The organism is Candidatus Goldiibacteriota bacterium (assembly GCA_016937715.1).
Taxonomy (GTDB): Bacteria; Oederibacteriota; PGYV01; order PGYV01; family PGYV01; genus PGYV01.
Genome location: JAFGWA010000007.1, coordinates 1 through 14563 on the forward strand (window position 1 = coordinate 1; position 14563 = coordinate 14563).

Genomic DNA, 14563 nt, shown 5'->3' on the forward strand with positions numbered 1-14563 from the left:
AACCGGGGATTCTTGGCAGGCTGTACTTTGAAAACCGGACATTTCTATTTTGCAGAAAATAGGACATTTCTATTTTGCGTTGACATAGTGGGGCAAAACTCCTTGTATATACAAGGTTTTTATGATAAAAATGTATATTCCCGTAAAAAACGGAGATTTTGATATATCAGGAGCGTATATACTTATGGAAAAAAAAGATACTGCCATACACATGCCAAAAACCGATTTCCCTATGAAGGGAAACCTTAACCAAAGGGAGCCGGAATTTTATAAGAAGTGGGAAGATGATAAGGTTTATGAAAAACTCCTTGAAAAACGTAAAAAAGAAAACGCGCCTTCATACATTCTTCACGACGGGCCGCCTTATGCCAACGGCAACATACATATGGGGCATACTTTAAACAAGGTTTTAAAAGATATTGTTGTACGTTACCGTTCGTTTAAGGGTTACTATTCGCCATACGTTCCGGGATGGGACTGCCACGGGATGCCTATTGAACACAAGGTAGCCGAAAATCTTGGCAGCAGGGCAAAGACAATGACAAAGCCGGAAATACGCAGGCTGTGCCACGAATACGCTATGAAATACGTGAAATTACAGGGAGACCAGTTTAAAAGGCTTGGAATAATGGGAGATTGGGAAAACCCTTACCTTACTCTTAACAAAGAATACGAAACCAAGATGGTGGATATTTTCTGGGAAATGTATAAAAAGGGACTTGTCTACAGAGGCTTAAAACCTGTGTACTGGTGCTGCAGGTGCGAAACCGCGTTGGCAGAAGCCGAAGTTGAATATGCCGACCATAAATCCACATCTGTATTTGTAAAGTTTAAAATCAAAGATGATTCAAAGTCAAAAGCCAAACCGGGCAAAGACGCTTATGTTGTCATATGGACCACTACTCCGTGGACGCTTCCGGCAAATGTGGCGATAGCATTGCATCCGGATTTTGATTACGCGGTATATGAATCTAACGGTGTAAAATATATTTTAGCAAAAGGTTTAAAAACACAGTTTGAAGAAAAAACCGGCATAACAGGGCTTAAGGAAATATCCGTATTTAAGGGTAGGGATTTAGAACATGCCGTCTGTGAGCATCCTTTTGTAGACAGGGATTCGCTTGTAATAAACGCGGATTATGTAACGCTTGAAACAGGTACAGGATGCGTTCATATTGCGCCCGGGCACGGCCACGAAGATTATGTAGCGGGGTTAAAATACAACCTTCAGATATTAAATCCCGTGGACGCGTGCGGCCGGTATACAAATGAATTTGAGATGATGAAAGGCGAACATGTGTTTGCCGCCAACCTGAAAATAGTGGAGCTGTTGAAAGAGAAAAAAGCCCTGCTTGCGCAGGAAGAGATAACCCATTCTTACGCGCATTGCTGGCGCTGCAAAAGCCCTATAATTTACAGGGCCACCAACCAGTGGTTTATCTCCATGGAAAAAGACAATTTCCGCGGACAGGCGCTTGAACAGGTTAAAAACGTAAAGTGGTTCAATGAATGGGGAGAAGACAGGATAACAAAGATGATTTCCGGCAGGCCGGACTGGTGCATATCGCGCCAGCGTTCATGGGGTGTGCCTATTTTTGTTTTTACATGTAAAGACTGCGGCGAATCTATAGTCACAGAAAAGACCATTGCAAAAGTAAGATCGCTTATAAAAGAAGAAGGCAGCGACGGCTGGTTTAAACATACGGCAAAAGAAATTTTGGGCGATGACTGCAAATGTCCCAAGTGCGGCTCTGATAATGTGGATAGGGGAAGCGATATTTTTGACGTGTGGTTTGATTCCGGCGCTTCAAGTTTTTCCGTGCTTGAAACCAGGGAAGATTTATCGTGGCCGGCTGATTTATATCTTGAAGGTTCTGACCAGTACAGAGGCTGGTTTCAGTCATCGCTTCTGGCGGCTGTCGGTTTTAAGGGCAAAGCCCCATATAAATCAGTTATTAGTACGGGATGGGTGGTTGACGGGCAGGGGCGCGCCATGCACAAATCGCTTGGTAATGTAATAGACCCGCTTAACCTTATAAAAAAAGGCGGTGCTGACCTGTTAAGGCTTTGGGTGGCATCAGAAGATTTTACAACTGACCAGCCCATATCGGACGAAATCATGTCAAGGGTTACGGATTCCTACAGGCGCATAAGAAACACTTTCCGCTATATGTTAAGCGCGGTAAATGATTTCAAAAAAGAAGACGCGGTTCCGTATGAAGAACTGTCATCATTTGACAAATACGCACTTCATAAAATGCAGGTATTATTGGACTCTTTGGATAAGTATTATGAAAATTTTGAATTTTACAGGGTGTACAGGGAATTTTCAAATTTCTGTTCGTTATTTTTATCGTCATATTACTTTGATGTGTTAAAAGACAGGCTGTATACGTTTAAAAGTGATGGTTCTCAGCGCAGGGGAGCGCAGACTGTTATCTATAAAATGCTTATTAACCTTACAAAGGCAATTGCTCCTGTGCTGGCGTTTACAGCGGACGAAGTGTGGCAGTTTATACCACAGGAACTAAAAACAGAGAACCATATTCAGCTTGAAAAATGGGCAGCAGAAAAAGAACCGCTTTTAGACGCGCAGACAGTTGAAGAGTGGGAAATTTTTAATAAGTTAAGGGACGCGGCCCTGAAAAAGATAGAAGATAAAAGAAAAGAAAAACTTATAAGCCATCCGTATGAAGCTGTGGTAAATATTAAATACGCTTCCGTGAAACTTGACAGGATTTTAAAGAAGCTGTCAAAAGAAGAAGCGGAACAGATGATAATAGTATCAGGCGTGTCATATAATCCCGCGGAAAAACTTGAAGAGAAAGAGTGGGATTTTGGACTGGAAATAACAGCGTCAAAGTCTGAAGGTGTTAAGTGCGAACGCTGCTGGAGATATGTTGACGCCGTCGGGAAAGATTCCGATTATCCGGGGCTTTGTGACAGATGTGTTGAAAATCTGGGATAGTATGATATTAAATCTGTGTGAGTATAAATGAAAAAAACAGAAAAAAACACAAAAGATAAAAAAGCAATTAAAGTGGAAAAAGTTCTTGCCTATGATATGAAACTTATGCAGAAGGTTGCCGCAATGCTGGAAGCCGGCAACATAGAAGAGTTTATTGACATAAAAAGCAGGCCTTTAAGGCTTATTGTCCTGAATTTTATAATTGGTTTGTCCAGGGGAGTCGGATTCCTGCTTGGCGCGACAGTTGTAGGCGCGATAGTCCTGGCGATTATGAAGGGCGTTTTTGTGAAACTTGGCGGCATGCCGTGGTTTGGCACGCAGATAGCGGATATATTATATTACGTAAAAGATGTTACGGAGCAGGCGCAGCAGGCTTCTCCCGGAAGGTGAAATGATGCAGGAAAGTGTACAACAGACAAAACGCAGTATTACGTATATAAGGGCGCTGCTTACCCTTATAATTATACTGCTTGGCATATATAATTTCGGCGGATTAATTGAATCTTCCGGCTTTGTATTTTTTTATATAGCGGTTGTGCTGATATCCAACGTGTTTTTCGCGCTGCTTCCGGAAAAAATGTATGAAGGCATGAAACTGCATTACATAATATTTGTGCTTGATATTATACTGGTGTCTTTTGGCGCGTACTGGCTTGCAGGCCTTACTTTTAACATGCTTATGGTTATTTTTCTTGCTCTGTTTATGGCCGCGATAGGGCAGTCGGTGGGGTTAAGCGTGGCGATTGCGGCGGTCACAACACTTGTTTATTTTTTTATAAGGTCATCAGGCAATGATGCGGGCTTTGCGGGATTCATGCAGGAGAAAGAAATACTGAATATCCCCTTTATATTTATAGTATCCCTTCATGCAAGTTTTCTTGCGGAAAAAGCCAATGAAGAGACGGCGGAAAAAAAGAAAATGAAAAAAGCTTATGGCGAGCTTTCCGAGAAACTTAAAAACACGCATGAAGACCTTGAAGGTATGCTGGAATTTCATTTAAGGGTTTATGACGCGCTTAAATACGGTTTTATTATCATGGATGCTTCCGGCATTATAAGGGTTTTTAACGTAAAGGCGGAAGAAATATTTGCCATGCGCGGCAATAAAGCCAGGAACCTTCACTTTAGGCAGGTGGAGGCAATAGGTGAAGCCGCCGAACTGATAAATAATCTTGTCTTAAAAAGGCAGCCCGCGGAAAATGCGGCTGTAAGCATACAGGCCGCGGGAATGCTTAAAAAACTTCTGGTAAGCACGTATAACATTAAAGACAGGGAAAATAATATAATAGGGTATATCTGTTCGGTTGAACAGGTTTTTTAAAGGAGAAAAGATGAGAACTTTGATAATAACAGCGGTGGCAGTTTTGGGATTGGATCAGGCGGTAAAGTTATTAATTAAGTCCACTATGAAACTTTACCAGTCAATACCCGTGATAAAAGGTTTTCTTAATATTACTTACATAGAAAACAGTGGTGTTTCTTATGGGATGTTAGGCGATGTGGATCACCCTGCCAAAAGGTGGGTTTTACTTGGAATAGTGGCGCTTGCGATGGCTGCTATTTTAACTTACTGGTACAAATACAGAAGCCCTAAATTTCTCTACAATTTCAGCTGCGGCCTTATTATAGGCGGCGCGCTTGGAAATTTTGTGGACAGGTTATTAATAGGCAGAATTACGGATTTTATAGAGGTTTATCACAAATCATGGCATTTTCCGGTGTTTAATGTCGCGGACAGCGCTATAAGCGTGGGTGTTGTATTTTTTATACTATTCATGCTTATTTACGGGGAGGAAAAAAATGCACCCCATAATAGCTGATTTTGGTTTTTTTCAACTTCGTTCCTACGGGTTGTCTACCGCTATAGGTTTTCTTGCGGGAATTTTGCTTGCCGGTATGCTTGCAAAAAAGGAAGGGTTTAAGGGCGACCCTGTAACTGACATAGGACTTGTGTCAATAATCGGAGCTGTAATAGGCGCGCGCCTTTTATATGTGGGTATATGGTGGGATGATGTTTATTCAAAAAATATTGCGGATATTTTCAAGGTCTGGGAGGGCGGGCTGGTTTTTTACGGCGGTTTAATAGGGGCTATTGTCAGCGACATTGTATGGCTGAAGCTGAAAAAGCTTCCCATACTGAGGCTTGGCGATATCTGCATGCCGTTTGTATCCCTGGGACACGCGATAGGCAGGATAGGGTGTTATTTTAACGGCTGCTGTTACGGTGCTGTTGATGAAAAATGCGGCGTTGTTTTTCCGGCTATCGGCGACAACCTGCCGCATCTTCCGGTGCAGCTTTACGAATCCGTTTTAAATTTTCTGAATTTTTTATTCCTGCTGCTTTTTTTCCGCAGGGTGAAAAAAATTAATGGTGTTATATTTTTTCTGTACTTTATGAATTATGGAATAATACGTTTTGTGATGGAACTTTTCAGGGGAGACGCGGAACGCGGACAGATAATGCAGCTGTCAACCTCCACTTTCATAAGTATCTTTATGATAGCGGCAGGTGCGGCAGGCGCCGCGTTTGTGTTTTATAAATGGAAAAAAAATCAGTCAAAGTAACCTCGGATGACAAACCAAGGATAGATGTTTTTTTAAGGGAAGCTTCGGGCCTTTCAAGGTCGCAGATTAAGCACATCATGGATAACGGAAACGTTTTTCTAAACGGTAAAATAATATCCTCTCCCGGACATAAATTAAGGCGGGGAGATATGATTGAATATCTGGAAGAACTTCCTAAAAAATTTGAACTGATAAAGCAGGATATCCCTTTAAACATAATATACGAAGATGATAATATGATGATAATCAATAAACAGGCCGGCCTTGTGGTACATCCCGCGCCGGGGCACAGCGACGGAACTTTGGTTAACGCGCTTGTGGGGAAGCACATCAACGAAGAAGATTACGAAGGGTCAAGCAGCAGGATAGGAATAGTACACCGGCTGGACAGGGATACTTCCGGGCTTATGATAATAGCAAGAAACGGGGACGCGCACCACAGGCTTGCGGCGCTTTTTAAGGAAAAAAAAATAAATAAGATATACAGGTGCATTGTGCACGGCAGGGTGGAACAGGTGGGTCATATAAATACCCACATTTTGCGTGATGTAAACAACAGGCTTAAATATACAGCCAAATATTCCGGCGGCAAGGAAGCATATACGATTTTTGAGCCTGAAGAAATATTCTCAAATACCACACTGCTTAAAGTGAGAATTCTTACCGGCAGGACGCACCAGATACGCGTGCACATGAATTACATAAAAAATGAGGTTGTAGGCGACCCTGTATACGGAAATAAATCAAAGGATAATGAACTTGCGGGATGTCTAGGATACGATATTAAAAGCAGGGAAGACCTTCTGCCGCGTCAGATGCTGCACGCAAGCGAACTTGAATTTGAAAATCCGTTTAACGGAAAAAAAATGTCCTTTAACGCGGAAATGCCGGATGACATGAAACGGGTGTTAAGCCTTCTTAGGGCAAGGGCAAGGTAATTTTTAAGGCTGTTAAAGAAAAGTTCAGGGGAGGATATAATGCAGGCAAAAAAACTTCAGCATATCGTGATAGAACTTGTGCATGGGGATATAACCGCTGTTCCCGCGGATATAATTGTAAACGCTGCTAATAATGAATTGTGGATGGGGTCAGGCGTGGCAGGAGCGATTAAATTAAAAGGGGGGCGTGAAATAGAACAGCAGGCCATGGCAAAAGGGCCGGTAGAATTGGGTGAAGCGGTGGAAACCAAAGCGGGAAAACTTCCATACAGGCACGTGATTCATGCCGTGGTAATGGGGCAGGATTTAAAGACAAGCAGCGCGGTAATTGAAGAAGCGGTGTCAAATTCGCTTAAGCTTGCGGAAAAACTAAAGTGCGCCTCTGTCGTATTTCCGGCATTAGGGACAGGGGTGGGCGGTTTTTCAATTGAAAAATGCGCGTCAGGCATGATAAATGAAGTAAAGGCTTTTGACCACGCGCAGCCAAAGCATTTGAAAAAAGTTATCTTCGCCCTTTTTTCCAAAAGGGCTTTTGAAATATTTGAAGAGCAGTACCGCAGGCTATAATTAAGAACCTGTTGTTTTTGTTATAATTTCAAAGGTACTGCGTATATTTTTTTCAGAGCGCGCCGCTTGATTTATAAAAATCCTCCGCTATACTTAATTCAGGCGTGATTTCTTCCGGCAATAAGGGGATGTGTCAGCGGGGAGGTAAGTGTTATGGGAACTGTTCACGTGGATTGCAGCGGGTTAAAGTATCCGCTGCCTGTTTTAAGGATTGCCATTTATGTTCCGGACATGAAACCGGGGGATATAATGGAAGTAAACGCGGATTGCGATGATTTTGATAAGGATTTAAAGGAATGGTGCGGCCACACAGGGAAAAAACTTATATCCTGCCGCAACGAAGCAGGCGAATACAAGGCAAAGATTCAGTTTTAAGAGAATTTTAGTTTTTGTTTCGTATTGTAAAACAAAACGGCTTTTAACAAAGACAGGGTAAATACTGCCTTGATTAAGTAAGTTGTTTGTGCTATACTTAAAAAAGTTAAAGCCTGCACATGTGCTTAAACATAAGTGGGGAAGTTTTTTTCCCCACTTTTATATTTTTATAGAGGTAATTAAATGGAAGAAAAGGTATCATTAAGGGAACTGATAGAAAAAGAGATAGAGCCGCTTATAAAGGACAACTTTATGGAACTTGTGGATATTGATGTGTCCACCGGCCAGAGAAAGCTGTATATCCGCATTAAACTGGATAAGATAACAGGCGGAATAAACCTTGACGAATGCGCGATGATGAGCCGCCTGATAGATGATTTATTATTTGAAAAAAATACAGTGCATTCTGATTACAATCTGGAGATAAGTTCTCCGGGGATGGACAGGCCGCTTAAAAGCCCGGCAGATTATAAAAGGTTTGAAGGCAAACTGGCAAAACTTGCGTTATATGAACCGATAGAGAATGAAAACTGCCAGATAGGGCATATTAAGGAAAGCACGGAAGAAAGCGTTACGCTGGCAACAAAAAAAGGTGAAAGAAATATACCTTTTTCAAACATAAAAAAAGCGAATCTGGAGATAGATTTTTAAAAAGGTTCGTTACAGAGACAGAAGCCGGCAGGGCCGGTACAAAGAGAGAGCGAGGTAAAAAAAATGGCAAACGAAATTTTACAGATGCTTCAGCAGGTGGAAAAATTAAAGAATATAGATGAAAAGGAACTGATAGATGCTTTTGAACGCGGCATTACATCTGCCGCCAAGAAAGTTTACGGTATAAAGCCTGAAATAAGGGTGGAATTCGGGGAAGAGCTGAAATTCTTTTGGAAGAAAACTGTTGTGGAAAAGGCTTCCAATGATTTTACAGAGATAAGCCTTGATGCGGCCAAAGAAATAAAAGATGACGCCGTGCTTGGCGATATTATAGAAGTGCTTTTTTATCCAAAGGAATTTGGCAGGATAGCGGCGCAGACAACCAAACAGGTTATTACGCAGAAAATACGCGAAGTGGAAAAAGAACAGATTTATCAGGATACAAAGAAAAAAGAAGGGGAAATAGTGACAGGTACCGTTCACACAATTGAACACGGCGATGTGGTTGTGGACTTGGGAGCCGTGGAAGGCGTGCTGAAGGTAAGGGAACAGGTGGCGCATGAAAAGTACAGAATAGGCGAAAGAATAAGGGCGCTTGCGCTTAAGACGGTGCGCGGCAAGGAAGGCGCGATTCTGGAACTTTCAAGGACACACCCTAATTTTATAAAACGCATTTTCGCGCAGGAAGTAACCGAAGTTGACCAGGGGACTGTGGAAATAAAATATGTGGCCAGGGAACCCGGCGTTAAAACGAAAGTGGTTGTCACATCCAATGATTCGCACATTGACCCCGTGGGTGCGTGTATCGGCGTAAAAGGAAGCAGGATACAGACAATTATAAGGGAACTTCACGGAGAAAAGGTGGATGTGGTGCTTTATGATGAAGACATAAAAAAATACCTTCAGAGCGCCATTGCGCCCATAGATATAAAAGATATTTATATTGACGCTGAAAATCATTATACAATTATTGCCGTGTCCGATGAACAGTTTTCACAGGTAATAGGAAAAAACGGCATTAATATGAGGCTTGTGGCAAAAATTACCAAGTGGAAAGTGTCAGTGCTAAGGATAAGCGAGTTTAACAAAGAAAAAATTGACGAGATGAAAGGCAGTTTTGAACATCAGGTGGCCTATGACCTGTTTAAGCTTGGCGATGATATTCCTGTCAAGCAGTTAAAAGAACTTAAAAAAGCCGGGATAAAGAACCTGCTGGATTTTGAAACTGTCGGGATACCGGATATTATAAATGTGCTTGGCTGTGATGAAAAAGCGGCTGAAAAGCTGAAAGAAAAAGCCAGGGCATTAATAGAAAAAGAAGAGCAGGGTGAATAAATGAGAATATACGAATTCGCGAAAAATCACGGAAAAGAAAACAAGGATATAATAAAAATACTGACTGATATGGGTGTGGAAGTAAAAAGCCATATGAGCAGTATGCCGGAAGAGCTTATACAGAAAGTTGAAGGTATGCTTGCTCCTGCGCCTGCGGCGGTTCCTGCGTCTGCGCCTGTGCCTGCATCTTCGCCTTCGGCTCCGGCGGCTCCTAAAGTTACGGAGAAAAAAGAGCAAAATGTTGAAGTTAAAAAAGCGCCTGAATCAAAAGCCGCGCCTTCGCCTGTGGCTCCGGCGCCTGCTCCTGTTGTTTCTGCGGAACCCGCGGCAGCTCCTGTGCCTTTAGAAACACAAACGCCGGCCGCGCCTGTTGAAGTTGTCAAAGAAACAATTGAAATTAATAAAAATATGACTGTAACTGAATTTGCGGCAGCGCTTGAAATAAGGCCTGTGGAGCTTATTAAAAAACTTATGAGCATGGGCGTAATGGCTACAATGAATCAGGTATTAAATGAGGAAGAAGTTCAGATAATTGCTGATGAGTATAATAAGATATTAAAATTTAAAGACATATTTGGCGATGATATATTTGCAGAAACTCCGGATAGACCGGAAGATTTAAAAACGCGCTGCCCTATTGTAACTATTATGGGGCATGTGGATCACGGAAAGACATCCCTTCTGGATGCTATACGGGAATCAAACGTTGTAAGCGGCGAACACGGCGGTATCACTCAGAAGATAGGCGCGTATAAAGTTTCCACGGGTCACGGCGATGTTGTATTTCTTGACACGCCCGGCCATGCCGCGTTTACGGCAATGAGAGCCCGCGGAGCAAAAGCCACTGACATTGTAATTCTTATCGTGGCGGCTGATGACGGCATAATGCCGCAGACCAAAGAAGCCATTGACCACGCGAAAGCCGCCGGAGCGCCTATTATTGTCGCGATAAATAAGATTGATAAGGAAGGGGCAAACCCGGATAAAATTAAACAGGAACTTACAAAATACGGGCTTGTGCCTGAAGAATGGGGCGGTAAGACTCAGGTTGTGGCGATTTCAGCCAAGAAAAAAACAGGTATTAATGACCTTCTGGAACGAATTCTGCTTGAGTCTGAAATGCTTGAACTGAAAACCAACCCTGATACCTACGCGCAGGGAGTTGTAATAGAAGGAAGGCTGGACAAAGGCCGCGGCGCTGTAGGCACCGTGCTTCTTCAGAAAGGCACCCTTAACGTTGGGGATGCTTTTATCACAAACTACACTTATGGAAAAGTAAGGGCTATTTTTAATGACCAGGGCAAAAGGCTTAAAGACGCAAAGGCTGTAATGCCTGTTGAAGTGCTTGGGTTTGAAGAAGTGCCAAACGCAGGCGACAAGATTAAAGTTTTCCCGAATGAAAAAGAGGTAAAACAGATTGCGGCGAAGCGTTCAACAGACATCAGGCGCTTCCAGGTTGACAAGAAAAAGAAAAAGATGACCCTTGAAGACCTGCATAAGAAGATAGAGTCCGGCGCGGAAAAGAAGCTTCAGGTAATTATTAAAGGCGATGGTATAGGCTCTGTGGAAGCGTTGTCTGAAGCCATTGAAAAGATTTCAACTGACAGCGGAATACAGGTGCAGGTTATACATAAAGACGTGGGCGACATTACCGAAAGCGATGTTCTTCTTGCGGACGCGTCAGACGCGGTGGTAATCGGGTTCTTTGTATCCGTGCTTCCCGCGGCCAAGGACCTGGCAAAGCAGGAAGGCGTTGAAATTAAAATATACCATATAATATACGAAGTTGTGGATTCAATAAAAGCCGCTATGGAAGGGCTGCTGGAGCCGGAATATGAATTTGTTGAAATCGGCGAGGCCGAAGTAAGGCAGGTATTCAAAGTTGAGAGTGAAGGCGTAAATATAGCCGGAAGTTATATGAGAAAAGGCAAGGCATATCAGGATTCCACAGCTGTGGTAAAAAGAAACGGTTATGAATTGTTGAGGGCGGAAGTTAAGACACTTAAAAGATTTAAAGATACTGTAAAGGAAGTTAAGGAAGGATATGAATTTGGGGTGGTAGTAGAAGGGTATAAAGAACCTGCTGTGGGCGATACGGTAATTTTTTATGAAGAAAGACAGAAACTAAAGAAACTATAGAAAAAAAACGGCAGAAGGCCGGATTTTGTTTAAGGCGGATATATGCAGGGAATAAGAAAACAAAAAGTTGAAAGCCTTATGAAAAGGGAAATAAGCACTATCATCATGAGGGAAGTAAAAGACCCAAGAGTGGGTTTTGTAAGCGTTCATTCGGTCAGCCTTACAAATGACCTTAAATCCGCGCATGTTTATATCAGCGTTATGGGCGATGAAGAACAGAAAAAAAAGTCACTGGAAGGGCTTCAGAAAGCGTCCGGTTTTATAAGGGGGCAGGTGGGCGATGCCATTAAGATACGCTACACCCCGGAAATTATTTTTAAACTGGATAACTCCTATGAAGAGCGTCTTAGGGTTGAAGGCCTTTTCAGGCAGATAGAAGAGGAAAAAAAGAATGACAAAAAAACAGGCGAGTGATATTGCCGCATTAATAAAAAAATCCCATAAGATACTGCTTACCACCCATATTAACCCTGACGGCGACGGGCTTGGTTCCGGGTCCGCCCTTGTAAGCGTGCTTTCAAAGATGGGAAAAAAAGTGGATTTTATCAACAGGGACCCGCTTCCGGATATATACAGGTTTCTTCCATCAAGCGGAAAAATCAGAAATATAAATAAAGTTAAGGGCTGTTATGACCTTGCTATTTTTCTTGAATGCCCTGATCTGGCAAGAAACGGACATATCATTGACCATATAAAACAGGCAAAGCGTACCATTAATATTGATCACCATCTGGGGAATGTTATGTACGGCGACTTAAATGTGGTGGAACCAAAAGCCGCGGCCGTGGGCATGCAGCTGTATCAGTTTATGAAATTCAACGGGTGGAAAATAAGCAAAGATGTTGCCTGCGGTTTATATACCGCGATAGTTACAGACACAGGGTCTTTTGCTTATTCTAATACCTCGCCCGAAGTTCATCAGGTGGCGGCGGAACTTATAAAGGCCGGGGCAAACCCGAATCAGATATCAGGCGAAGTTTATGCCACAACGCTTTCCAGCACCAGGCTTATGGCAAAAATGCTTACCGCTTTAAAGTTTGAAGGCAAAGCGGCGTGGAGCGTGGTGACAAAAAAGATGTTTAAGGAAACCGGTGCCAAAGAAAGCGATACGGATAATTTCATAAATTCAATCAGGTCAATAAGGGGCGTTGATATCGCCGTGCTTTTTAAGGAAGTCACCGCTGATTCCGTAAAGGTCTCTTTCAGGTCAAAACACGGCGTTGATGTCAATATGATAGCCACGGAATTAAACGGCGGCGGGCATAAGTACGCGTCAGGATGCTTTATAAAAAAACCGGTAAAAGAAGCGGAAAAACTTGTCGTTTCAGAGATAAGGAAATATTTTAAGACAAGAAAGAAGTAAAAATGAAGATTATAAAAGCTGTTAAAAACTTCAAATTAAAAACCAAAAGCGCCGTAACAGTCGGAGTCTTTGACGGCGTTCATACCGGGCATTTATCCCTGATAAATGTCGTGAAAAAAGAAGCGGCCGCTATTCGCGGGAAAAGCATACTTGTTACATTTTCAGGACACCCTGACAGGTATTTTTCAAAAAACACTGAACTTAAACTCATAAAAAAACACTCACATAACATTGAAATTATAGAGAAACACGGTATTGATATCTGCGTTCTGCTTGATATTTCAAAAGTATCGCGCGTAGAACCGGAAAATTTTGTAAAAGATATCCTGTGCGGGAAGCTTAATATGAAATCTATAGTGGCGGGTTCGGATTTTGTATTTGGCCGCGGCGGCCGTGGAAATGTGGCGCTGTTAAAAAAAATGTCAAAGGAACTGGGCTTTTCTGTAAAAATAGTTCCGGATAAAATGGTGGATGGTTACAAAGTAAGCTCCACAATCATAAGAAAAAAACTTGCGCAGGGAGACATAAAACTTGTAAATAAAATGCTTGGCAGGCCTTATACAATTGACGGGGAAGTAATTGAAGGGCGGCACATAGGCAGGGACATTGGATTCCCCACAGCCAATATTAAGATTAAATATGAAGAAATACCGGCAAGGGGCGTGTGGGCGGTGGCTGTGGATTATAACAAAAACAGATATATAGGAGCCGCGAATATCGGTTTTGCGCCGACTCTTAAACAGGAAAAAGCCGCGCTTATAGAAATTTTTATATTTGATTTTGATTCCGTTATTTATGGTAAAAAACTGAAGGTGGAATTTTTGGAGCGCGTAAGGGATGAAAAGAAGTTTAAGAATAAAGACGCCCTTATAGCAAAGATAAATCAGGATATTAATTATATAAGGCGCAAATACAAAAAAACGCCAAAAGGAAGAAAATAATATGAAAATAAAAATGGCTGTTGAAAAGCCAATACAGGCATTAAAGAAAGAGCCGGTTTTTATATTACTGGCGGGTTTAACGGCGGGAATGCTGTCTTCGGTAACGCTGGGCATTCTGTATCCTGTTATGGCGGCGGGGCTGTCTAATGTAATAATAAAAACATCTGCAGGGGAAAAAACGGATTTTCAGGATCTGTTCAGATTCATGAACCTTCTTGCGCCTATGTTTGGTTTGGGGCTGCTGATATTTTTAATGTCAATTGCGGGACTTATGTTTATTTTATTTCCCGGACTTGTTATTATGGCTCTGTTTGTTTATGCCCCTTACTACATGGCTTTTGAAAATAAGGGGATAATGGATTCGTTGAAATTAAGCGCGAAAGCGGTGATTGCAAACAGCCTTATGGGGCATGTGGTAATTGCGCTTGTCCTCTGGCTGGTTAACCTGATTGGAATTCAGATACTTGTAGGCTGGGTACTGACTTTCCCGCTTACTGTGGGATTTTTGTATTATTTATTTGAACAGACGAAGAAAGCAGGCAGCTCAGCGGCTCAGCAGCCCGGCAGCTCAGAAGAACCTGCTGATGGAAAAATTGGTTAAATAAAAGCAGAAGTTGTATTAATAATATGGTTTTTGTTTTCGTAGGGTACGTGCTACTGCCCGTCCCGCAGAATTCCCAACCCTCCAAGCATTTAAGCGTCTATGCGTCCAACCCTCCAA

At 42.3% G+C, this 14563-nt stretch carries 15 protein-coding genes; all 15 read left to right on the forward strand.

Going from position 1 to position 14563, the window contains the following annotated elements:
• Window positions 1–184: 184 nt before the first annotated feature.
• The 15 genes from ileS to JXR81_01190 all read left to right on the forward strand — a co-directional run bounded on the left by ileS (window position 185) and on the right by JXR81_01190 (window position 14443).
• Entirely contained in the window at window positions 185–2968 is a 2784-nt protein-coding gene (gene ileS, locus JXR81_01120; protein ID MBN2753443.1) for an isoleucine--tRNA ligase, read from the forward strand.
• Between the two features lie 27 nt (window positions 2969–2995).
• Window positions 2996–3358, forward strand: a complete 363-nt coding sequence (locus JXR81_01125; protein ID MBN2753444.1) for a hypothetical protein — start codon at window positions 2996–2998, stop codon at window positions 3356–3358.
• A gap of 1 nt (window position 3359) precedes the next feature.
• Window positions 3360–4289, forward strand: a complete 930-nt coding sequence (locus JXR81_01130) for a hypothetical protein (GenBank protein MBN2753445.1) — start codon at window positions 3360–3362, stop codon at window positions 4287–4289.
• A gap of 10 nt (window positions 4290–4299) precedes the next feature.
• Entirely contained in the window at window positions 4300–4788 is a 489-nt protein-coding gene (gene lspA / locus JXR81_01135; protein MBN2753446.1) for a signal peptidase II, read from the forward strand.
• Entirely contained in the window at window positions 4769–5533 is a 765-nt protein-coding gene (gene lgt, locus JXR81_01140; GenBank protein ID MBN2753447.1) for a prolipoprotein diacylglyceryl transferase, read from the forward strand. The genes lspA and lgt overlap by 20 nt, the downstream gene beginning before the upstream one ends.
• Window positions 5509–6471 carry an RluA family pseudouridine synthase gene (locus JXR81_01145; protein ID MBN2753448.1) on the forward strand — a complete coding sequence of 321 codons (963 nt, stop codon included), beginning with the start codon at window positions 5509–5511 and terminating at the stop codon, window positions 6469–6471. Before lgt ends, JXR81_01145 begins: the two co-directional genes overlap by 25 nt.
• Before the next feature lie 39 nt (window positions 6472–6510).
• Window positions 6511–7038: a macro domain-containing protein gene (locus JXR81_01150; GenBank protein ID MBN2753449.1), complete on the forward strand. Its 528-nt coding sequence runs from the start codon at window positions 6511–6513 to the stop codon at window positions 7036–7038.
• Between the two features lie 153 nt (window positions 7039–7191).
• Window positions 7192–7413, forward strand: a complete 222-nt coding sequence (locus JXR81_01155; GenBank protein ID MBN2753450.1) for a sulfurtransferase TusA family protein — start codon at window positions 7192–7194, stop codon at window positions 7411–7413.
• 183 nt (window positions 7414–7596) lie between these two features.
• Complete coding sequence (locus JXR81_01160; protein ID MBN2753451.1) at window positions 7597–8064, forward strand: ribosome maturation factor RimP; 468 nt, start codon at window positions 7597–7599, stop codon at window positions 8062–8064.
• A 63-nt stretch (window positions 8065–8127) separates the two neighbouring features.
• Window positions 8128–9399, forward strand: coding sequence for a transcription termination factor NusA (gene nusA / locus JXR81_01165; GenBank protein MBN2753452.1), 1272 nt, complete (start codon window positions 8128–8130; stop codon window positions 9397–9399).
• On the forward strand, window positions 9400–11538 hold the full coding sequence (gene infB, locus JXR81_01170; protein MBN2753453.1) for a translation initiation factor IF-2: 2139 nt from the start codon (window positions 9400–9402) through the stop codon (window positions 11536–11538). It abuts the gene before it with no gap.
• Between the two features lie 42 nt (window positions 11539–11580).
• Window positions 11581–11952, forward strand: coding sequence for a 30S ribosome-binding factor RbfA (gene rbfA / locus JXR81_01175; protein MBN2753454.1), 372 nt, complete (start codon window positions 11581–11583; stop codon window positions 11950–11952).
• Window positions 11930–12901 (forward strand): bifunctional oligoribonuclease/PAP phosphatase NrnA, encoded by a 972-nt coding sequence (locus JXR81_01180; GenBank protein MBN2753455.1) that lies wholly within the window; start codon window positions 11930–11932, stop codon window positions 12899–12901. The genes rbfA and JXR81_01180 overlap by 23 nt, the downstream gene beginning before the upstream one ends.
• A 2-nt stretch (window positions 12902–12903) precedes the next feature.
• Window positions 12904–13842, forward strand: a complete 939-nt coding sequence (locus tag JXR81_01185) for a bifunctional riboflavin kinase/FAD synthetase (protein ID MBN2753456.1) — start codon at window positions 12904–12906, stop codon at window positions 13840–13842.
• 1 nt (window position 13843) lies between these two features.
• Entirely contained in the window at window positions 13844–14443 is a 600-nt protein-coding gene (locus tag JXR81_01190; GenBank protein ID MBN2753457.1) for a hypothetical protein, read from the forward strand.
• Window positions 14444–14563 lie beyond the last annotated feature (120 nt).

Coding starts and splice junctions, on each gene's coding strand:
- lgt (MBN2753447.1), top strand. CDS start 4,769: ATGCACCCCATAATAGCTGATTTTGGTTTTTTTCAACTTCGTTCCTAC.
- infB (MBN2753453.1), top strand. CDS start 9,400: ATGAGAATATACGAATTCGCGAAAAATCACGGAAAAGAAAACAAGGAT.
- JXR81_01155 (MBN2753450.1), top strand. CDS start 7,192: ATGGGAACTGTTCACGTGGATTGCAGCGGGTTAAAGTATCCGCTGCCT.
- nusA (MBN2753452.1), top strand. CDS start 8,128: ATGGCAAACGAAATTTTACAGATGCTTCAGCAGGTGGAAAAATTAAAG.
- lspA (MBN2753446.1), top strand. CDS start 4,300: ATGAGAACTTTGATAATAACAGCGGTGGCAGTTTTGGGATTGGATCAG.
- JXR81_01150 (MBN2753449.1), top strand. CDS start 6,511: ATGCAGGCAAAAAAACTTCAGCATATCGTGATAGAACTTGTGCATGGG.
- JXR81_01185 (MBN2753456.1), top strand. CDS start 12,904: ATGAAGATTATAAAAGCTGTTAAAAACTTCAAATTAAAAACCAAAAGC.
- ileS (MBN2753443.1), top strand. CDS start 185: ATGGAAAAAAAAGATACTGCCATACACATGCCAAAAACCGATTTCCCT.
- JXR81_01145 (MBN2753448.1), top strand. CDS start 5,509: ATGGAAAAAAAATCAGTCAAAGTAACCTCGGATGACAAACCAAGGATA.
- JXR81_01180 (MBN2753455.1), top strand. CDS start 11,930: ATGACAAAAAAACAGGCGAGTGATATTGCCGCATTAATAAAAAAATCC.
- rbfA (MBN2753454.1), top strand. CDS start 11,581: ATGCAGGGAATAAGAAAACAAAAAGTTGAAAGCCTTATGAAAAGGGAA.
- JXR81_01125 (MBN2753444.1), top strand. CDS start 2,996: ATGAAAAAAACAGAAAAAAACACAAAAGATAAAAAAGCAATTAAAGTG.
- JXR81_01160 (MBN2753451.1), top strand. CDS start 7,597: ATGGAAGAAAAGGTATCATTAAGGGAACTGATAGAAAAAGAGATAGAG.
- JXR81_01130 (MBN2753445.1), top strand. CDS start 3,360: ATGATGCAGGAAAGTGTACAACAGACAAAACGCAGTATTACGTATATA.
- JXR81_01190 (MBN2753457.1), top strand. CDS start 13,844: ATGAAAATAAAAATGGCTGTTGAAAAGCCAATACAGGCATTAAAGAAA.